At 58.7% G+C, this 19246-nt stretch carries 16 protein-coding genes and 2 pseudogenes; 12 read left to right on the top strand and 6 right to left on the bottom strand.

All coding sequences use genetic code 11. The features are described from left to right. Nucleotides 1–93: 93 nt before the first annotated feature. The 3 genes from F6S08_RS15330 to F6S08_RS15320 all read right to left on the bottom strand — a co-directional run bounded on the left by F6S08_RS15330 (nucleotide 94) and on the right by F6S08_RS15320 (nucleotide 1835). Nucleotides 94–792: an MBL fold metallo-hydrolase gene (locus tag F6S08_RS15330; protein WP_315871831.1), complete on the bottom strand. Its 699-nt coding sequence runs from the start codon at nucleotides 790–792 to the stop codon at nucleotides 94–96. 163 nt (nucleotides 793–955) lie between these two features. Then, a complete protein-coding gene (locus F6S08_RS15325; protein WP_065926074.1) occupies nucleotides 956–1282 on the bottom strand; it encodes a hypothetical protein in 327 nt (108 codons plus the stop codon). Beyond that, on the bottom strand, nucleotides 1275–1835 hold the full coding sequence (locus F6S08_RS15320; RefSeq protein WP_074845708.1) for a sugar ABC transporter: 561 nt from the start codon (nucleotides 1833–1835) through the stop codon (nucleotides 1275–1277). The genes F6S08_RS15325 and F6S08_RS15320 overlap by 8 nt, the downstream gene beginning before the upstream one ends. A gap of 157 nt (nucleotides 1836–1992) precedes the next feature. Here F6S08_RS15320 and F6S08_RS15315 point away from each other — a divergent pair, with 157 nt between their 5' ends. Both F6S08_RS15315 and F6S08_RS15310 read left to right on the top strand, forming a co-directional pair. Next, complete coding sequence (locus F6S08_RS15315; RefSeq protein ID WP_065947806.1) at nucleotides 1993–2895, top strand: LysR substrate-binding domain-containing protein; 903 nt, start codon at nucleotides 1993–1995, stop codon at nucleotides 2893–2895. A 144-nt stretch (nucleotides 2896–3039) separates the two neighbouring features. Then, nucleotides 3040–3528 carry a GNAT family N-acetyltransferase gene (locus F6S08_RS15310; protein WP_074845701.1) on the top strand — a complete coding sequence of 163 codons (489 nt, stop codon included), beginning with the start codon at nucleotides 3040–3042 and terminating at the stop codon, nucleotides 3526–3528. Between the two features lie 252 nt (nucleotides 3529–3780). Here the strand turns inward: F6S08_RS15310 and F6S08_RS31415 are convergent. Together F6S08_RS31415 and F6S08_RS15300 are read right to left on the bottom strand one after the other, a co-directional pair. Beyond that, a pseudogene (locus F6S08_RS31415) lies at nucleotides 3781–4302 on the bottom strand (methyl-accepting chemotaxis protein); the annotation flags it as partial. 1390 nt (nucleotides 4303–5692) lie between these two features. Then, nucleotides 5693–5827, bottom strand: a pseudogene (locus tag F6S08_RS15300) (methyl-accepting chemotaxis protein); the annotation flags it as partial. Between the two features lie 139 nt (nucleotides 5828–5966). On the opposite strand from F6S08_RS15300, the gene F6S08_RS15295 reads away from it, so the two are divergent. From F6S08_RS15295 to F6S08_RS15250, 10 genes are all read left to right on the top strand, one after another. After that, the gene (locus F6S08_RS15295; RefSeq protein ID WP_315871830.1) at nucleotides 5967–6959 is read left to right on the top strand and encodes a transporter; all 993 of its coding nucleotides are present in this window, start codon (nucleotides 5967–5969) and stop codon (nucleotides 6957–6959) included. A gap of 55 nt (nucleotides 6960–7014) precedes the next feature. Then, entirely contained in the window at nucleotides 7015–8196 is a 1182-nt protein-coding gene (locus F6S08_RS15290) for an MFS transporter (protein WP_065926068.1), read from the top strand. Nucleotides 8197–8244: 48 nt separating this feature from the next. Then, nucleotides 8245–9693 (top strand): carotenoid oxygenase family protein, encoded by a 1449-nt coding sequence (locus tag F6S08_RS15285; protein ID WP_315871829.1) that lies wholly within the window; start codon nucleotides 8245–8247, stop codon nucleotides 9691–9693. A 345-nt stretch (nucleotides 9694–10038) separates the two neighbouring features. Next, entirely contained in the window at nucleotides 10039–10890 is an 852-nt protein-coding gene (locus tag F6S08_RS15280; RefSeq protein ID WP_137212783.1) for a fumarylacetoacetate hydrolase family protein, read from the top strand. 2 nt (nucleotides 10891–10892) lie between these two features. After that, nucleotides 10893–11714 (top strand): IclR family transcriptional regulator, encoded by an 822-nt coding sequence (locus F6S08_RS15275; RefSeq protein ID WP_315871828.1) that lies wholly within the window; start codon nucleotides 10893–10895, stop codon nucleotides 11712–11714. Nucleotides 11715–11735: 21 nt separating this feature from the next. Then, complete coding sequence (locus tag F6S08_RS15270) at nucleotides 11736–13382, top strand: bifunctional 3-(3-hydroxy-phenyl)propionate/3-hydroxycinnamic acid hydroxylase (protein ID WP_315871827.1); 1647 nt, start codon at nucleotides 11736–11738, stop codon at nucleotides 13380–13382. Nucleotides 13383–13405: 23 nt separating this feature from the next. After that, nucleotides 13406–14254: a VOC family protein gene (locus F6S08_RS15265; protein WP_315871826.1), complete on the top strand. Its 849-nt coding sequence runs from the start codon at nucleotides 13406–13408 to the stop codon at nucleotides 14252–14254. Between the two features lie 74 nt (nucleotides 14255–14328). Further along, a complete protein-coding gene (locus tag F6S08_RS15260; protein ID WP_065947810.1) occupies nucleotides 14329–15807 on the top strand; it encodes an aldehyde dehydrogenase family protein in 1479 nt (492 codons plus the stop codon). 89 nt (nucleotides 15808–15896) lie between these two features. Further along, on the top strand, nucleotides 15897–16895 hold the full coding sequence (locus F6S08_RS15255) for a helix-turn-helix domain-containing protein (protein ID WP_065926061.1): 999 nt from the start codon (nucleotides 15897–15899) through the stop codon (nucleotides 16893–16895). A 303-nt stretch (nucleotides 16896–17198) separates the two neighbouring features. After that, a complete protein-coding gene (locus F6S08_RS15250) occupies nucleotides 17199–17933 on the top strand; it encodes an EthD domain-containing protein (protein WP_315871825.1) in 735 nt (244 codons plus the stop codon). A gap of 44 nt (nucleotides 17934–17977) precedes the next feature. On the opposite strand, the gene F6S08_RS15245 is transcribed toward F6S08_RS15250, so the two are convergent. After that, nucleotides 17978–19111 carry an FAD-dependent oxidoreductase gene (locus F6S08_RS15245; protein WP_083221216.1) on the bottom strand — a complete coding sequence of 378 codons (1134 nt, stop codon included), beginning with the start codon at nucleotides 19109–19111 and terminating at the stop codon, nucleotides 17978–17980. Nucleotides 19112–19246: the final 135 nt, after the last annotated feature.

The following is a 19246-nucleotide window of genomic DNA, read 5'->3' as shown; positions in this document are numbered from 1 at the left end:
AGCGATTTTCTGTTCGACCGCTGGCAGGAGGCGCCGTGGGATCAATGACCTCATTCGCCGCAGCCGATGCATCGTAGGCATCTCGAACAGCCGCTAAGTTTCGTAGGAAATTTTGTAGGTCTTGCCTATCCGCTCGACATGTGCAAATCCAAGCTCGCCAAGGTGCATACCCGCGATAAGAATCTTGTCCGAGCTGACGACATCCAACAACTTTGAACGTGTGGCGGCGGAAAGCAGCGGGTCTTGGTCAAATGCAATGGATACGTCGGGACGCGCAATCTGGACTTGAGGGAAATGAACGATATCCCCCCAGATCAACAGACTCCTCTGATCGGATTCGAGGCGATAACCGGAATGCCCCGCCGTATGCCCCAGAAGGGGCGTCGCACTGATGCCAGGGAGGACTTCGTTATCAGTAAATGTGCGCATTTTCTCCCGATACTGATCGAACACCTTCCGAGCAAACAGAAAGTTGCCACGAGCACGCTCACTCGCTCGGCTGAGATTGCCATCGTCCTCCCAGAAAGAAACCTCACGCTGGTGCACGACCAACTCTGCATCGGGAAAGACAGCTGCCCCGGAAGAATCAACCAGCCCCCCAACATGGTCGGGATGTGCGTGAGTCAGGAGAATCGCGTCAATGTCAGAGGGTTGCACGCCAGCCAGTGCGAGATTGGCCTTCAGCTTTCCGCCCCACTGCTTGAAACCACCAGCCCCCGCATCGATGAGAATCGTGCGGCCCCTTCCACGCACCAGGTAACAGTTGATGTGGATCGAGGATGGGTCGCTCACGCCTGCGTGCCTGCTGCAACTTGGACGCCTGCGCAGGATCGATATTGGAGAGGAGATCCAGACTTGCGCAAAGGTATCCGTCACTGATGGCCGTAATCGAAAACTCGCCGATCTGCTGGCCCGGAAATTTCATGTCGCTCATTGCAGCACTCCTTGCGCGTCATCAGTTCCGCGCGTAAATGGCAGCAGCTGGATAGCCGATGCAACGGATGCGCGCCGTTAGCCCCGCATGGCGCTCTACGGCCTCATCCAGTCGCGCCATGAAGACATCCATGACCGATGGCGTTCTGAGCGGTTCGAGGCGGTACCTGATTTCCGCGTAAGCAGGATGCCCGCGCCCTTGGCGAACAGAGACATAGATGACATGCACGTTGTCCAACGTAGCCTGGAGGACGTCCGTGCAAAGCCGAGTACATTCTTCAGTGAGTTCCGCCAGATTCGCCTCGGGCGGCATCTTTTCCGCCTGGATGAAGATTGTCAGGTTAGGCATGTCGGTTTTGCCCCGGCGTGTGGGGCAGTGCGCCACTGCCACTCGTCAACTGCGCGGTCATCGGAGCATAGAGGTGTACGTGGTTCGGAAGGGTATCCACATCGAGACGGATGGAGCTATCCAGCTTCGCCAGCCATCTGATTTCAGGGCACTTCTCCAATGCGACGGCGCGCATCCGATCAGGCGCCAGCCCCCTCTCGATGAGCGGCTCGGGACCGACTGCGCTTACGATCAGATGCTCGCCTTCACCGACGGCAGGCGCACGTTCAAGGGCGCCATACAGATTGCGGTGCCAATCGGTGATGTGCTGCTGCCAGCGTGCAAAATTGCCGCCGCCCTTCTGGCGATACTCATCGCCCTCAAGCACGGCCAGGCCGTCGATCGAATGCATGGCAAGGTAGACAGGGCAACCCGTGCTCAACGCCTTGAAGCGCTGCGAGGTATGGAACCCGCTCACGGAAATAAGCGCGGGTAGTTTTTCCAGGCTATAGAAATCATTCCACTCGGCTTCGCTGGCGGGGTCGGTAAAGCTGCACTCGACGGTATAGATCATGGATAACGTCGCGGCCGAACATCGTGTGTCCGGCCCTCCTTGTTGATGTTCCATCACGGTATGACCTTGACATCAACGAATAAAGCGATTTTTCGGTATGCTTCAGTGATAAAAGCTCAAGCTTATCTGGATCACCACCCTTAGACCGAGAACGTTTATGCGAAAGAAGATCCCGAGCAGCACGGCATTGACAGCATTCGAAGCGGCCGCTCGTCACGGCAGCTTCGCGCGCGCGGCAGAAGAACTGTCTTTGACTGAAGGCGCCATCAGTCGCCAGATTGGCCGGCTGGAAGCCTTCCTCGGTGTCGCGCTATTCGAACGAGTCGGCAATCGTGTCCGGCTCCTGCCCAACGGGGAACGCTACGCGGCCCAAGTTCGCGAATCGCTGGACCGCCTGGATCGGGACAGTCAGTACTTAATGGGGCAGCCGAACGATGGTGCGAGCCTGGACATCGCCACTATCCCGACGTTCGCGATGCGATGGCTCATTCCTCGCTTGACACGATTCCAGCAAAAGCATCCGAACATCACTGTGCATTTGGCCGAGCGCATGGACCCCTTCGTCCTGGCCGGGAGCGGATTCGATGCTGCCATCCATTTCGAGCACCCAGCGTGGACGGGTATGCGGACTCACCACCTTTTGCATGAAGTGCTGGTTCCTGTTTGTCATCCTGCATTGCTCCAAGAGAGCACAGGAGCAGCAACACTGGACATGCTTCCACGCCTGCACCGACGGCAGAACCCGGATGCCTGGCAGCGCTATTCCCTGGAAACGGGGATCCCACTTACCAATCCAGCGATTGGTGCGCGCTACGATCTTCACGGCATGTTGATCGAGGCGGCATTGGCCGGCCTCGGTGTTGCGCTGGTCCCGCGTCTTTACGTTGAAACTGAACTGGCGTTAGGACGTCTGGTCGCTCCGTGGCCAGAGGGGAAAACCATTTCCAAAACCTTCTGCCTCATCCTCCCCGAGCCCATTGCATTGAGCAGAGAGCCAATACAAGCGTTTGCTCAATGGATGCTGGACGAAGCGAAGAAAGCAACGACGGTTGAGTCGTAGGGAACCTCCTTTTGCAGGCCTGCCACCAGGTTGTCCCATACGTTTTTATGTATGCATCGATGCATGCCCCCGGTAATCAGGCAAGGTGCTTGAGCAAATCTAGTTGAGCTAAAATGCCGGAAACACAGACCTCAAGGACGCGCGATGATATTGCAACACAGGCCAGTGAAGGCTGACGACATCAAAACTATCTGTAGCTTTCCCCTGAACGCTCGGGAACTGTTTTATATGTTCCCGAAAGCTCAATACCCTCTGACTGAAGCTCAACTGTCTAACGCTATTACTCAACGATTCGACTCCACGGTTGTCGAGACCCGGAACAGCGTTGTCGGCTTTGCTAACTTCTATCGGGCTGAAACGGGTGGGGTTTGCTGTATCGGCAATGTCATCGTTGCCCAAGAGGCACGAGGTAAAGGTGTGGCGACCTTCATCGTGGAGACGATGACAGCTCTGGCGTTCGACCGCTACGACGCCACAGAGGTGCAGATCTCGTGCTTCAATGAAAATACAGCAGGCTTGCTGCTTTATCCAAAACTAGGCTTCTTGCCCTTTGCTGTCGAAGAGCGAATCTCCCTGGATAGTCGTAGATCAGCACTCATCCATATGACCCGCAGCAGAGCGGCCCGAGCATAATACTCACCTTGAAAGCCCGCTTAATGCAGCTGCTTTCAGGTATTCAGTCAGTTGCTTTGGTTCTGCTGTATCAGTGCTGAATGGGCAGCGCTGTGCAACAAGGATCAAGGGGTAGGTACTGCATTACCTCAGGTGGAAACAAGCGTTACGGGGTTTGATAGGATATTTATTACTTCTTGTCGAAGCATCCTGCTGAGTAGCCCAGCGGTCGCGCATAAACGTCAGTCCGGCTGTGAAAAACTGTCGAATCCACTAAGCCGCAGAGAAGAACGCCACTTTAGCGGTAAGACGATCCGCTAAATCTGATAGCTCGATGCTGGCTGCTGCCACTTGGCGCGCGCCATTGGCCGACTCAACCGTCGAGCCATGAATGCGGTTGATGTTTTCAGCGACCTCATCGGTCACGCTACTCTGCTGCACGGAGGCACTCGCGATCTGGGCGTTCATATGACTGATAGCGGCAACCTGCTCACTGATCCTTGCCAACGCCTCCTGCGCACTGCGTGTTTGTGTGACCGTTTGGCTCGCCAACTCACAACTATCGCGCATGGTTTGAGATGCTGTTTCGGTACCCGATTGCAACGTACTGATCATCTCTCGAATTTCTTCGGTCGACTGCTGTGTCCGGTTGGCCAAAGAACGTACTTCGTCCGCTACCACCGCAAATCCACGCCCGTGCTCGCCAGCTCTAGCAGCCTCGATAGCTGCGTTCAAAGCAAGCAAATTGGTTTGCGAGGCGATGGAGTTGATTACGTCGATCACTGACGCAATATTTTCACTATGTTTGGACACCTGGTTCACGGTAGCAGTCGTTTGCTCGAGGGTTAATGCCAGCTGTTCGATAGCAACCGTGGTGCTTGCAACCAATTTGTTCCCACTTCCCACGTCAGTATCAGCCAACCGGGAGGCATCAGCTGCCTGCGCGGCATACCCGGATACTTCATTAACCGTCGCCGCCATTTGCATGATGGCTGCGGCTACCTGCTCGGCTTCGCGGGTTTGCAAGCTGGTCTGCTCATTATTAGCCGATGATGCGGCAGACAACTGGGTGGCCGAGTAATTGACTTCTTGGGCCGCCTTACGTACTTGACGAATGGTCTCTGCGAGATGGCCCAGCGTGTCTTTCAGGACGCCCATGACACTGCCGGGATACTCTGTGGAAATCGTTTGATTCAGATCACCAGCTGCCAGTCGCTCGATGGCCAATGCAACGTCTGTGGGCTCAGCACCCAGCGTGGATGTAACAAAGCGAATAAGTACAGCCGACAACGTGATGCTCAGCAGCAGGGCAATACCTGTCGCGATAAGCATCAGCGTACTGAACTGGCTGGCGGTTGCCTGCACTGCGCCCAACTTCGCCTTGATTGATGCTTCCTCGTAGTCGATCAATGCATTGACGCGCTTGAGCCACTCACTGTAATCCAAAGACGTTTGACGCATCAGCAGCGCCTGAGCCCCTGGTATGTCACCCGCCTGGCGCAGGGAGATTACCGCTCTGGTGGAGTTAAGGGTTTGTTGTTCGATGTCCTTGATAGCGCTCAGTAATCGAACCTCCTCGCCAGTTACGCTTGCGCCCTTGAACAACTGATCCATTGGAGCTGCCGAGTCAGAGTAGGCCTTTTCCAAGGCTGAGACTTCCGATAAGTGTTTTGCCAAATCCAAATCAGTCGTTACCAGCACGGCATCCCGAATAGCGATGGCACGGTTATGGACACTGCCTCGGAAATTGATTGCGTAGCGCTGCACCTTTGCGGCATTTTCGCTTACGTCGCCCAAGGTGGAGTCAATGAACGCAACGCGGTGAATGCCGATGGTGGTTATCAATATGAGCAGCGCCAGGATGGCCGCGAAACTAAGCCCTATGCGTGTGGCCAACGAAAGCGTTTTCTTCATGGAAATCTCGGAAACATGACCTGTACAGGCCTGTGTTGATTTGGAAGACGCGAACGGTGCTACCGGCCCATCACGCTTAATACCTCTACGATACGTAGACGCAGAATGGTCATCCAGTTAGTAATACGCACGGCCATGATAGCCCATAGCTATCATGGCCGTGCGCATGCTTCACAGTGGGCCTCGCGAGTTAGACAGCAGGTACCAAGGCAGAGAGCGTATGGGTAAACGTCACGCCTGAGGAGCTTCACCGGAACCGTACTTAGCGAGCAATCATCCCGGCAGCTTGTTCGGTTGCTTCAGTCGTGCGAGTTGCGAGCTTGCGAACTTCGTCTGCAACGACCGCAAAGCCACGGCCCGCTTCGCCCGCGCGCGCCGCCTCAATTGCCGCGTTGAGCGCCAAGAGTGTTGGGGATCATCGCCCCATCATGGCACGCTCAGTCAACTCTGGCCGTTGCGCTCAAGCATCACCCACCACCGGGACTTAAAGTCGAAGTGCCAGGGGACATTCCCCCGCTCACAATTCCAAGAATAGAGCCACTTCGATGAGTCTGACTAAATCTTTGCCAGCGTGCCTGGCACTCAGCTTCGCGTCATTTGCCGCCCATGCAGCCGACGGCCCTCCTCCACCGTCCGTAAGCCAACCCAGCGGTATCAACCTGGGCGGCACCAGCTTCTACGACGGGTTTGCGGGGCCACCCGGGCTGACTCACCAGACCTACCTGAAGTTCAGCACCGCCAGTAGCATCAGGACCAACGCCGGCAAGAAAAACGGCGCCTTCGATGACCCGAAGATCAACGTCATCACGATGATCAATCAGCTGAGCTACTACTCACCCGACACCTTCGCGGGAGGGGCACACCTGGGTTGGAGCCTGCTGGTCCCCGTTGTTTCCCTGGACGGCGATTTCGGTGACAACGGTGCCAAGCTCAAGGACAACGCTACCGGCATGGGCGATGTCACGGTCGGGCCACAGGTCCAGTTCGATCCGATCGTCGACGCCAGCGGCCGGCCGGTTTTCGTCCAGCGCATGGCCTTCGACATCATTCTACCAACGGGCAAGTACGACAAAGACAAAGACCTGAACCCAGGCTCCAACCACTTCTCCCTGAACCCCTACTGGGCAGCGACCTGGATGCCGGCACCCCGTTGGGAAGTAAGCTGGAGGCTGAACTATCTGTACAACTTCAAGAACGACGATCCGGCGAGCAGTTCGCAGCAGTTCTTTGAAGGGCAAGCGGTGCGCGACACCCAGTCAGGACAGTCGGCATGGGCCAACTTCACCGCCTCGTACGAAGTGTTCCCGAAGGTCTCGGTCGGCATCAACGGCTACTACTTCCGGCAGATTTCGGATGACAAGGTCAACGGCAGCACCCTAACCGACTCCCGGGAAAAGGTGCTGGGCTTTGGCCCGGGCCTGTTCTGGAAAATCACCGAAGACAAAGCCTTCTGGCTCAACACCTATAAAGAAACCGGCGTCGAGAATCGCTCCCGAGCGGATTACCAGGTGCAGGTTCGCTACGTTCACAAGTTCTGATTGACGTGTAGGCCGGCTCACGCATGAGCGGGCTCTTTACCTGAGGTGATGCTTCATGAACGCACTCGACTCCATCGACAGCAAAAAATCACTGGGCGCCATCTGCCTGATGATGGTCATTTCCCTGGGGACGCTGCAGATCCAGCCGATCCTGGGCGGTGCCTTGATCGACCAGCTCGGCCTGCCGCTCAATGCAATCGGCGCGATCTTCGCTGCGGAACTCATGGCGATGGCCATCGCCTGCGGGGTCTGCGCCCTGTTCATGGCGAGCGTCGACCGGCGCCGCTTCGCCCTGGTGGCCTTGTTGATCCTGGCATTGGGTAACCTGGTCAGCACACAACTGCACAGCCAGGCCGGACTGGTCATTTCCAGGATGATCTGCGGCGCCAGCGGCGGCGCGGTCATGGCGGTGGTCTATGCCACCGCAGCGCTGCGCACGTCCAAGGATGCGACCTTCGCGGTCATCAACATCGGCAACCTGCTGTGGGGCATGCTGCTGGTGACCTCCATGCCGCTGGTCCTTCAAACATTTGGCGTGAATGGGGCGTTTTCCCTGTTGGCGATCACCAGCGTGCTCGCGGCGCTGGGTTGCCGGAGAGTGCCCAAGCGCTACCCGGACGCCCATCGCGCGGCCAATGGCTCGATCCAGCCATTCGGTCTCACCGCCATGCTGTTGATCCTGCTCTTTGCCCTGCTGTTCTTCGGTCACTCGGCCCTGTGGGTGTACCAGGAACGCATCGGCAAGAGCATCGGCCTGGAGCCCCAGCAGATTGGCGGCATCCTCGGCGGCAGCATTCTTGCCGGTGCCCTTGGCGCCGGCCTGGCCGGTCTGATCGGACGGCGCCTGGGCCTGCTGTTTCCGCAACTGTTGAGCTTCGGCACGGCATTGCTGGCGACCTTGATCATGGTCTATGGCACCAGCCCCGTTGCCTTTATCACCACGGCCTGCTTGATCCATATGGTCTGGTTTTTCAGCCTGCCCTACCTGCTTTCCATGGCGGCGGAACTGGACCCTTCCGGTCGATTGGCGGGCCTGGGTAACGCCGCCATTTTCGTCGGCCAGGGGCTGGGGCCATTCGGGGCTGCGCTGGTCGTCGGCGAGGGACACTTCCGGGCGGTGGGGTGGCTGGCCGCTTCCGCCTATTTGCTAGCCTTGATTATCTCGTGCCTGGTCGTTGCCCGCTTTCGGCGCGGCGTAAAACCTTCCGGGCCGGCCATGTCTGCACAATCGGCCTGACGCTGCACCTTGCAAATGAATGAAACCGCACACTGATGAGATTGCCAGATGACCATTCAATACCCTCAGACACCTGAGTTTAGCGGCGCACTCTACACACCCAGCCGGGTGGAAGCCGACGTGTTTGACCTGGAGATCGAAGGCATTCTTCCCGCTTCGATCCACGGGACTTTTTATCAAGTCGCGCCAGACCCGCAGTATCCCCCCATGCTGGGCACCGATATCTTTTTTAACGGTGACGGCATGGTTAGCCGCTTTCATTTTGCCAACGGTAAGGCCTCGCTGCGACGCCGCTACGTGAAAACCGATCGCCTGCTGGCCCAGCGCCGGGAAGGTCGCTCACTCAATGGTGTTTATCGCAACGCTTTCACCAATGACCCCCTCGCGGCGAAAAACAACACCACCGCCAACACCACCGTCATCCCTCACAACGGCGTCCTGTTGGCGCTCAAGGAAGATGCCCTGCCTTGGGCGATGGATCTCGAAACCCTGGAGACCCTCGGCGAATGGACCTTTGATGGGCAGATCAAAGCCGCGACGTTCACCGCCCACCCCAAGCTCGATCCGGTGACAGGCAACCTGCTGGCCTGCAGTTATGAGGCCAAAGGCGACGGCACGCCTGACCTGGCCTACTTTGAACTCTCACCGGACGGAAAACTGCTGCACGAGATCTGGTTCCAGGCGCCTTATGCGGCGATGGTGCATGATTTCGCGGTGACCGAACGGTACGTGGTGTTCCCGTTGATTCCGTTGACGGTGGACGTCGAGCGCATGAAAAACGGCGGCCCGCATTTCCAGTGGCAACCCGATCTGCCTCAGCTGTTCGCGGTCGTACCGCGTAACGGGTGTGCGCAAGATGTACGTTGGTTCAAGGGGCCCAAGGACGGCTTCCAGGGGCACACACTGAATGCGTTCGATGAGGACGGCAAGGTGTATGTCGACATGCCCGTCACCGGCGGCAACATCTTCTACTTCTTCCCCCAGGCCGACGGCTACGTACCACCGCCTGAAACCCTGGCCGCCAGCCTGATGCGCTGGACCTTCGACCTGAATGGCGCGCAGGAGAACGTTCAACCGCAGCCACTGACGGAATATCCCTGCGAGTTTCCACGGTGTGATGATCGCTACATCGGTCGAAAGTACAAGCATGGTTTTCTGCTCGCCTTTGATCCTGAGCGTCCTTACAACCCGGCGAATGGGCCGATTCCCTTCCAGTTTTTCAACCTGCTGGCGCACCTGGACCTGCAGACAGGTCGCACCGACGCCTGGTTTCCCGGCGACAGCGGATGCTTCCAGGAACCCATCTTCATACCGCGCTCGGCGGATGCAGAGGAAGCCGATGGCTACGTGGTTGCCATGCTCAACCTCATTGCCGAAGGGCGCAGCGAACTGGTCGTGCTGGACACCCGTGACATGGCCAGCGGCCCCATTGCCCGCATCAGGATTCCCTTCCGGATGCGCATGTCGCTGCATGGCTGCTGGGCACCAAGCGATTGATTGGCATCAGGCCCTGATATCCGTCAATTAAGCACAATCCCTGTGGGAGCGAGCTTTCTCGCGATGGCGGCGGTTCAATTACATGAGTATTGAACTGGCTGACCTCATCGCGAGTAAGCTCGCTCCCACAGGTTTAGAGCCTTTTGCGCACCTCTCGCGGCCCCTGCCATCTACGGTGGCTGCCTGCCTCCCCGCCCTTTGCTCCCCAAGTCCGCCAAAGGGACAGTCGCGCAAAAAACACATAAATTCCATATTTTAGGATTTTTGTATAAATCCCACTTTACAGGATTTTATGGCAAGATTAGATTAACCCTCATTGCACCCTCCCTCTTCCTAGGAGCCTCCATGAAACTCACAAGCTTTATTGTCCAGGGCCGTAGCAGCTACGGCGTGGTCGAAGGTGATCAAATCATCGACCTGGAATCGCTCAAGCCAACCCTTGGCAGCGATCTAAAACAGGCTATCGGCCAGAACCGTCTGAACGAACTGAGCGCTGCGCGCCTGGCAAGCCTGCCGCGTATCCCCCTTGCTGAAGTGACGTTCCTGCCGGTGATCCCGAACCCGGGCAAAGTGCTGTGCATCGGCATCAACTACGCCACTCACGTGCGCGAAACCGGTCGGGAAATGCCGACCTATCCGATGATCTTTACCCGCTTCGCCGACAGCCAGACTGCCCACCTGCAACCCATCGTTCGCCCGACCGCGTCCCACAAGCTTGATTTCGAGGGCGAGTTGGCGGTGGTGATCGGTAAAGTGGCCCGCCACGTCAAACATGCCGAAGCGCTGGACTACGTGGCCGGTTATGCCTGCTACAACGACGGTAGTGTCCGCGACTGGCAGAAGCACACCATTCAGTTCGTCCCCGGCAAGAACTTCCCGAATACCGGCGGTTTCGGCCCCTGGCTGGTGACCGGCGACGAGATCGGCGATCCACAGGACCTGGAATTGACCACCCGCCTCAATGGCGAGGTGATGCAGCACACCCGCACCAGCGACATGATTTTCGATGTGCGCCAGCTGATCGAGTACTGCTCCACCTTCACTGAACTGGCCCCGGGTGACGTGATTGTCACCGGCACCACCGGCGGCGTCGGTGCGTTCCGCGAGCCGCCGGTATGGATGAAGCCGGGCGATCAGGTGGAGGTCGAGATTGCTGGCATCGGCACCCTGCGCAACAGCATCGTGGACGAGCAGTGAGCATGGAAAACCTACCCCCCCCTGAACACCTGCCCGAGCAGGATGGCGACAGCAAAGGCTCGAGCCTGGAGCGCATGTTGCGGGTACTCGACCTGTTCACCGAACAGAGCCCGATCTGGGCGGTGGACGACATGGGCGGCGCCTTGGGTTTTACCCGTTCGACGATCTACCGCTACGTGCGCGAATTGGCCGAGGCCAATCTATTGTTCCAGGTCGAAGCCGGGCGTTATGCCCTGGGCGCACGGATCATCACCTGGGACCGCCAGTTGCGCCTGAGCGACCCCCTCTTGCGCGCCGCACAAGCGCTTGAGCCCAACTTCCCACAGTGGAGCGAACAACAGGTCTGGCTGATCTGCCGGCTGTTCAAGGACCAGGTCGTGTGCATTCACCAGCACGGGGACTTGTTCAGCGAGGTCAGCTACTCCCGTGGTTCGCCCAGGCCGTTGTTCCTGGGTGCGACGTCCAAGGCGATCCTCGCCAACATGACCTCGCGTCAACACAGCCAGCTGTTTCTCGACCACCCCGAAGAGGCGCGTGCCAGTCAACTGGGCCAGACCTGGGAACAGTTCCGTCGTTCGTTGCAGCAACTGCGTCGCCAAGGCTATGTGGCCAGCGCAGGTGAAGTCGACGCGGGCGTCTATGGCCTGGCCGCGCCGATCTTCGACGGCGATGGCAAGGTCGTTGGCAGCATCAGTTGCGTGCGCCCGGTGCGAGAACGCGACAGTGCCCAGGAGGAGACACAAGGACAGCAGATCCTTGCCCTGGCCCAGGATCTGTCGCAACGCATGGCTGCGCTCGCTAACCGTGCCAAGCCACTGGGCTGAGCCATCCGGAAGGGAATAACAATGACAACCCTCAAACGCATCAACACCCAGGTCCTGATCATCGGCGCCGGTCCTACCGGGCTGACCCTGGCCAACCTGCTCGGCCAAGCCGATGTGGACACCCTGATCATCGACCGCAAGCCGGGCACGGTGACCGAGCCACGGGCGGTTTCAATCGATGATGAGTCCTTGCGCACCATGCAGGCCATCGGGCTGGATGCTGCTGTGCTGCGTGATGTCGTGCCCGGCTACGGCGTGCATTACTTCACCCGGCCCGGCGGTCGCTGCTTCGGCAAGGTCGAGCCGACCGGAAAGCTGTATGGCTTCCCCAAGCGCAACGCGTTTCGCCAACCACTTTTTGAAAACACCCTCAGGCTAGGCCTTGAACGTTTTGCCAGCCTGACGGCTCGGTTCAGCCACGAGCTGGTGGAATTCACCCAGGACCCACACAGCGTGTGCGCGCTGGTGCGTGACGCCGAAGGGCAACTGATGGAAGTCCACGCGGCTTACCTGGTGGCATGCGACGGCGGGCGTAGTCCGGTGCGCAAGCAACTCGGGATCGAGATGGTCGGTTCGAGCTTCTCCTCACGCTGGCTGGTGGTCGATACCGACCAGGACGACGACCCCTTCTGGCAAACCCGAGTGTATTGCGACGCCAGGCGTCCGGTGGTGGAGGTGCCCGGCCCTCACCGTACGCGCCGATTCGAGTTCCTGCTCAAGCCCGATGAAACGGACGAACAGGTGCTCGACGAAACCTGCCTGCAAGCATTGCTGCGCCCGTTCAAGGGAGACACGCCGGTTTCCATCGTGCGCAAGACGGTCTACACCTTCCATGCCCGGGTCGCCGAGCAGTGGCAGGTGCAACGGGTATTTCTCGCCGGCGACGCTGCGCACCTGACCCCGCCCTATGCCGGGCAAGGCATGAACAGCGGCGTTCGCGATGCCCACAACCTGGGCTGGAAGCTGGTCGGCGTGCTGAAGGGAAAAATGGCGGAAAGCGCACTGCTGTCATACGAAAGCGAGCGTCGTGATCATGCGTGGGCATTGATCAAGTTGGCCTTGAACCTCGGCGTGGTCATGGCACCGGCCACCGTCCTGCGCGCTCGCTTGATCAGTGGCGCATTCGCCTTGATCGGCCTGTTGCCGCCGTTGCGCGATTATTTCCTGCAAATGCGCTTCAAGCCCAAACCCCGCTTCACCCGGGGCCTGGTGCTGACCGAGGGGCAAGCAGGCACCTTGTCCTGCGGACAGATGTTCCCCCAACCGAAGCTCACCGATGCCCACGGCCAGGAACGCCTGCTCGATGACACCATCGGCGCCGGCTTCGCCTTGATTCAATACGGCGACCCGACCCGCCAGCGTATCGATGAACTCAAGCATGATCTCTGGAGCCACCTTGAAGCCAGACGCATCCTGATCCTGCCCACGTCCGTCCATGCCATACCGTCGATCCCGGGCTGCACGGTGCTTCAAGACCGTGAAGGCCAGCTCAAAACCCTGCTGGGCGATTCCCACCCGTTTCTGCTGCTGCGCCCGGATCGCTACATCGCGGCGATTTTCGACAAGGCGACCGAGACCCAGGCCGCAGAATCGCTGCAGTCACTGTTCGGCATCGCCATGGCCCACAACAGCGAAATCGAACCGAGCAGCGCGCCCGTCTTTCACTAAAACCTTCAAGCACAGAGGTGGTTATGCAAACACTCCAGACTTCCACACCTGCACGCCTGTGCTACCTGCACCTGGCGAGCAAGGACGCGCAACGGCAAATCGATTTCTATCGGCGGATGCTGGACATGGACAGCCAGGCGCAAGCCGATGGCAGCTGGATGCTCAGCGGCCCGCAACGCGCCATGCTCGTTTCCCCCGCCGACCACAGCGGCCTGCTCGCGGCAGCGTTCGACTTGGGAAGCCAACCTCGACTGCAAGAACTGCGGGTTAGCCTGCTCGGCAATGGCTGCGTGATCGAAGAGACCAACTCGCCGCTGCTTGAGCCGGGGGCGTTCCTGATCCGCGACCCCCAGGGCCGGCAAACGATATTTGGCGTCGCTCCCCCTGCCCTCCACGCCCCTCACCCAGGCATGCCGGGTCGCTTGCAGCACGTGGTGTTCCAGACCACGGAGCTGGAAGCCATGATTGATTTCTACGTCAACACGGTGGGCTTTACCGTTTCGGACAATGTCGTGGACGAGCAGACCGGCCAACTCACGACGTGCTTCCTGCGCTCGGACGACGAACACCACACCTTGGCGTTTTTCCGCGGCTCGAAAAACGAGTGGGACCACCACTGTTACGAAACCAACGAGTGGAATGACATCCGTGACTGGGGGGATCGTTTCGCCAAGGAGCGCATCACCATTTTCTTCGGCCCCGGCCGACATGGGCCTGGCAACAACCTGTTCTTCATGGTGGTCGATGCCGATCGCAACCGCCTGGAGTTCTCGGCGGAGCTCGAAGTCACCGATGCCAGCCGCCAGCCCGGTGTCTGGGCACAGGAGGAATACACCCTCAATTCCTGGGGCCGCGCCTGGATCAGGAGCTGAGCAGTTTTCCCCATCGGCGTTTGCCCCCTTAATTTCTAAACGAGGCGACCACCTGCCTCCAAAGGTAAAAGACCATGACGACTCAACCGCTCGGGCCCTACGCCATCAACGGCAACCAATACATCAACGGTACCTGGCGTGCAGGGCGCTCCGCACGCCGCCTGGACGACCGCAATCCCTTCAATGGCGAACAATTGCTGGAGATGCCCCTGGCCTCGATTGCCGATCTCGACGACGCCTATCAGGCGGCGCAGCAGGCGCAGGCCGCGTGGGCACAACTGCACCCCACCCAGCGCAGCGCTCAACTTGAAAAGCTCGCCCAAGTCATCCAGAACCGCCGTGAAGAGATCATCGACTGGCTGATCGACGAGTCCGGCAGCACCCGGATCAAGGCGAGCATGGAATGGCAATTCACGCTGAACCTGGTGCGTGAATGCACGACGATGCCGATGCAGGTTGAAGGTCGAATCCTGACCAGCTACAAGCCCGGCGAACAGAGTTTTGTCTTCCGTGAGCCCTTGGGTGTGGTGGGCGTGATCAGCCCATGGAATTTCCCGCTGTACCTGAGCATGCGCTCGGTGGTGCCGGCACTCGCCCTGGGCAACACGATCGTGCTCAAGCCCGCCAGCGACACAGCGGTGACCGGCGGCCTGCTGATTGCCCACCTGTTCGAAGAAGCCGGCTTCCCCGAGGGCTCGCTCAACGTCGTGGTCGGCGCCGGCTCGGAAATCGGCGATGCCTTTGTCGAGCACCCGGTGCCGAGCCTGATTTCCTTCACCGGTTCGACGGATGTGGGACGCAATGTCGGCCGTATTGCCACCGGTGGCAAACACATCAAGCGCGTGGCCCTGGAACTGGGCGGCAACGCGCCGCTGGTGGTGCTGGATGACGCCGACATTGAAGGTGCGGCGCACGCTGCGGTGGTCGGGCGTTTCCTGCACCAGGGCCAGATCTGCATGAGCGTCAACCGGGTGATCGTCGACCGCTCGCTGTATGCCGATTTCGCAGCGCTGGTGGTGGAGCGCGTGCGCAACCTCAAGACGGGCGATCCGACCAAGGCCGACACGGTGATCGGGCCAGTGGTCAATCAGAGCCAGCTCGATGGCCTGCTGCGTAAGCTCGACGGTGCCCGGAGTGCTGGCCTCAAGCAGCTTTGCGGCGGCCCGGCATCCGGGCTGGTGCTGCCCGCCCATGTGTTCGGTGAAGTGGGAGTCGATCAGGAACTGGCCCGCGATGAAACGTTCGGCCCCCTGCTGCCGCTGCTGGTCGCAGAAAACGAAACCCATGCATTGGCGTTAGCGAACGCCAGCGAGTATGGCCTCTCCAGCGCCGTGTTCACCCGGGACATGGCCCGCGGCTTGAATTTCGCCCGGAGCATTGTGGCGGGCATGACCCATATCAACGACATCACCGTCGATGACCAACCCAATGCCCCGTTCGGTGGTGAAAAGAATTCCGGCCTCGGTCGCTTCAACGGTCACTATGCCCTGGATGAGTTTACCCGTGCCCATTGGGTGACCTGGCAGCCCGGAGGCCATCACTACCCGTTCTGAGTCTTTGGCACCCTTGATCACACCCGGATCGGGCAAATCGACCCCTTTGCCCGATCCGTCAGAAAAACAATAATAAATAGAGGCGAAAAATGAACCATTTAGCCTGCGTGTCCACCGATCAGGTTGTTCGCTCCGACCGCTTGATGAAATGGAAAGAGTTCATGAGCGATCACCTGGGGCGTACGCCGGACTATATAAAACGGCTGGAATCGACGTTCATCGACCCGTTGCATGACAGCAACTTCCAGGGTCGGCTGGAGTACGGGGACCTGGGCCAGTTGCGTTTCTGTCGAATGACCGCCAGCGCCCATCGATATTCGCGCCACCTGAGCAAAGCGATTGATGCCCTCGATACGCCGCGTATGTTGATCATGCAGGTGGCTGGTGTCAGTCACTTCGAGCAGGGCCAGCAAAGTAGCGTGCTGGCCCCTGACGAAATGCTCTTGGTCGACTGCGGCAAACCTTTCAACGTGACCAGCATGCAAGGTTGCGAACACTTCATCCTGCTGTTCCAGGGGGCATCCGGGCAGCTCGCGCAAACCGCCGACATGCATCTTAACGGTCGCAATGGACTGGGGCGGATGCTCATGCACCTGATCAGCGATGCCTACAACCAATACCCCTTGCTGAACAACCATTCGGCCGGGCTGATCGGCGACAGCATCACCGGGCTACTGGATAACGCGCTGAAGAACAAGCAGGAAGAAAAGCAACTCGAACACGACTTCCGCTTCTTCAAGCAGAACCGCCTCAAAGCGTACATCGAGCGCCACCTGGCCGACCGCGACCTGACCATCGAACGCATCGCCAACGCCGAACAGTGCTCGGTACGCAGCCTGCACCGCGCCTTCCAGGATGAGCTGGGGTGCAGTGTCAGCGAGTACATCTGGCAGCGGCGCCTGTCACGTTGCGCCGAAGACCTGCGCAATCGGGAACATGCTCATCGCTCGCTCACCGAGATCGCCTACGCTTGGGGCTATGGCAGCAGCTCCCACTTCAGCCGGCATTTCAAATCGACGTTCGGCATGTCGCCCAGACTGTTCCGCGACACTGCGAGCGGCAGTCGGGAGAAATCAACAGCGGCTTGAGCCAGTTTCCAATTCATCTGGGTTCACGATATCCCCTGTGGGGGCTGAGCTTGCTCGCGGTTAATTTTCTTTGCCATAGATTCACCGCCAAATCGGCTCATACAAAACGCTCAAAATCCAAAGCTGACTCAAGGCTGGTCAAGCATGTTATTGCGCGATACCTACCAGCACGAATACCGATTGGTTTGCGGGTTAAACCTGGCCTTATATTTTGGTGTTGAAAAACAATCAGATGAATTACAACAGCATGAAGTGCATTTAAGGTTCAGGCGCCCTTCACCCTGCCAATAGCGAGAACGCCTCATGATCAAAATCCTAGCCGCTGTACGCAGAAAACCCGGAATGACGCATGCCGAGTTTATAAACTATATAGAGCACACCCACGGAGAAATCGCTAAAGCCAAACCGTTAGGCGTCAAACGGTACGTGCAGAACCATGTCATCGACGCGGCTTTCGGGGTTGACGCCGACAGTGCCTACGCACAGTCCTTCCACAAAGACTCCATTACGGAGCTGTTTTTTGAAGACGTGCCAGGTTTGATTCGCACCTTCAGCGATCCCTATACCCAGCAAACCGTGGGCCCTGATGCAAAGAACTTCGCTGACCTTTCCGAGCAGCTCGCTCAATTGATGGATGAAGCGGAGACGGCTAGCACCGCTACAGCGCCTCTCCCATGGAAAGTGATGATCCTGCTGAAGAAAAATCCATCCATGGCGCTCGATCGTTTTTTCGACGCTTGGGACGCAGCTCACGAGAGCATTACCCGCGAACAGCCCGACTTCCAGAACGCCCTACGCCGGTATGTTCGCTCCCGGTATCTGCCCGAGGGTGACAAGGTGACGGCCTATTTCGGGCCAAACATCGCCGTATACGAAGGCGCCTCTAGCCTGTGGTTTGAAAATGAAGCGGATTTTTCGACCTTTCGGCAGTATCAGCGAGCGCTGTTTCAAAAACTTGCCGAGGACGGCGTGGCGCTGACGTCGGCGTCTTTTTTCGCTTACGTCAAAGAGGTCGTTATTTTCGATCACTGCTCCTAACGACCAGAAGCGCGACCCTTCTCATCCAGCAGGGTCGCAATCAATCAGATAGGCTCAGCCAGCGTCGCAGTGGACTCACGCATGATCTGCGCATGCTCTTCCTTGTCCCCGCCACTTTTCTCTATCTCGCACAGACGCGCGGAGTTCTCGACCACGAGTTGGCAACGCTCCCAGCGCCGCGTTTCGAAACGGCTCAGGGCCGTCTGTAGATTGCTATTGCCGAGCAACTCTTCGGCAAGCACGATGGCGCTCTCAATACCGATGCCAGCCCCGGAAGCCAGGTGCGGTGTGGTGGCATGCACCGTGTCTCCGATCAGCACGATTCGGCCCTTGTGCCAGGGCAACGGCACCAACAAATTGGACAGCGGACGATAGTCGATATTGGCGTCCGCCTCGTACAGTTGCGGCACCAGCGTTTGCAGGATCGGAGCTGGGAACTCACTCAACAGGCGCGCCATTTCACCCGGCCAACTGGCCGGGTCGATCCACTCGGAAAACTCGCGGCTTTCCATGAGGAACATGTACATGTGCGTTTCGGAGATTGGATTGACGCCAACCTTGGTGCTACCCAGCCAATGAGTGGGGCGCACGATTTCCGGCGGACGCTTCAGCACCGCGCGCCAGACGCTCTGATGAATGGGTTTTGGCGAGGGTGCTTCCGGGAAAAACTCCTTTCGCGTGCGCGAATGCACGCCGTCAGCGGCGACGACCAGGTCATAGCGTTCAGTGGTCCCGTCGGTGAAAGACACATCAATGCCATCATCATGCTCGATGACGCTGTCGTAGGTGATGCCCAGGCGCACACGGGTCCCCACTTCCCGCGTCCTGTCGGCAAATATTCGAGCCAGTACCGGGCGCAGGATGCCGCCACCACAGGGAATCGGCTTATCGCTGACCGGCGGTCGAAGCGCCAATTGCACGATCAGGTCGCCCACCGGTGAAAACACATCGAAATTGGTCGACAGGTACCCTTCCCCGGCGACCCTTTCCAAAATCCCAACCGTATCAAGCGCTCGCAGCGTGGGCCCACTGAGCGTAATCCCCGCTCCCAAAGGACACCACAATGGATCGATTTCGACGAGGTCCACTTCGACGCCCTGGCGGGCGAGCTGGATAGCCGCGGTCATACCGGAGAACCCTCCCCCGATCACCAGGACCTTGTTGACTGCTGCAATCATCACGCTCTCCTAATTATTCTTATTCACTCGGGCAGACATTGCATGGCGCACCAACGAGCGCTGCGGCGTCATTGCGTCAATGCCGCAGCAACATGGAATGCCGACGAAAAATGCCGGATCAGCCACGAGACTATC

Origin of the sequence: Pseudomonas sp. JV449 (assembly GCF_032424295.1) — a bacterium.
In the GTDB taxonomy this organism is placed as follows: domain Bacteria; phylum Pseudomonadota; class Gammaproteobacteria; order Pseudomonadales; family Pseudomonadaceae; genus Aquipseudomonas; species Aquipseudomonas marginalis.
The sequence above is the reverse complement of the archived record's forward strand: the minus strand, read 5'-3'. Positions and strand labels throughout refer to the sequence as shown.

Bases quoted from the DNA above. Each gene is read 5' to 3' on its own strand.
- F6S08_RS15280 (WP_137212783.1), top strand. From the start codon at position 10,039: ATGAAACTCACAAGCTTTATTGTCCAGGGCCGTAGCAGCTACGGCGTG.
- F6S08_RS15285 (WP_315871829.1), top strand. From the start codon at position 8,245: ATGACCATTCAATACCCTCAGACACCTGAGTTTAGCGGCGCACTCTAC.
- F6S08_RS15255 (WP_065926061.1), top strand. From the start codon at position 15,897: ATGAACCATTTAGCCTGCGTGTCCACCGATCAGGTTGTTCGCTCCGAC.
- F6S08_RS15270 (WP_315871827.1), top strand. From the start codon at position 11,736: ATGACAACCCTCAAACGCATCAACACCCAGGTCCTGATCATCGGCGCC.
- F6S08_RS15265 (WP_315871826.1), top strand. From the start codon at position 13,406: ATGCAAACACTCCAGACTTCCACACCTGCACGCCTGTGCTACCTGCAC.
- F6S08_RS15250 (WP_315871825.1), top strand. From the start codon at position 17,199: ATGATCAAAATCCTAGCCGCTGTACGCAGAAAACCCGGAATGACGCAT.
- F6S08_RS15315 (WP_065947806.1), top strand. From the start codon at position 1,993: ATGCGAAAGAAGATCCCGAGCAGCACGGCATTGACAGCATTCGAAGCG.
- F6S08_RS15325 (WP_065926074.1), bottom strand. From the start codon at position 1,282: ATGCCTAACCTGACAATCTTCATCCAGGCGGAAAAGATGCCGCCCGAG.
- F6S08_RS15290 (WP_065926068.1), top strand. From the start codon at position 7,015: ATGAACGCACTCGACTCCATCGACAGCAAAAAATCACTGGGCGCCATC.
- F6S08_RS15320 (WP_074845708.1), bottom strand. From the start codon at position 1,835: ATGATCTATACCGTCGAGTGCAGCTTTACCGACCCCGCCAGCGAAGCC.
- F6S08_RS15260 (WP_065947810.1), top strand. From the start codon at position 14,329: ATGACGACTCAACCGCTCGGGCCCTACGCCATCAACGGCAACCAATAC.
- F6S08_RS15245 (WP_083221216.1), bottom strand. From the start codon at position 19,111: ATGATTGCAGCAGTCAACAAGGTCCTGGTGATCGGGGGAGGGTTCTCC.
- F6S08_RS15275 (WP_315871828.1), top strand. From the start codon at position 10,893: ATGGAAAACCTACCCCCCCCTGAACACCTGCCCGAGCAGGATGGCGAC.
- F6S08_RS15295 (WP_315871830.1), top strand. From the start codon at position 5,967: ATGAGTCTGACTAAATCTTTGCCAGCGTGCCTGGCACTCAGCTTCGCG.
- F6S08_RS15310 (WP_074845701.1), top strand. From the start codon at position 3,040: ATGATATTGCAACACAGGCCAGTGAAGGCTGACGACATCAAAACTATC.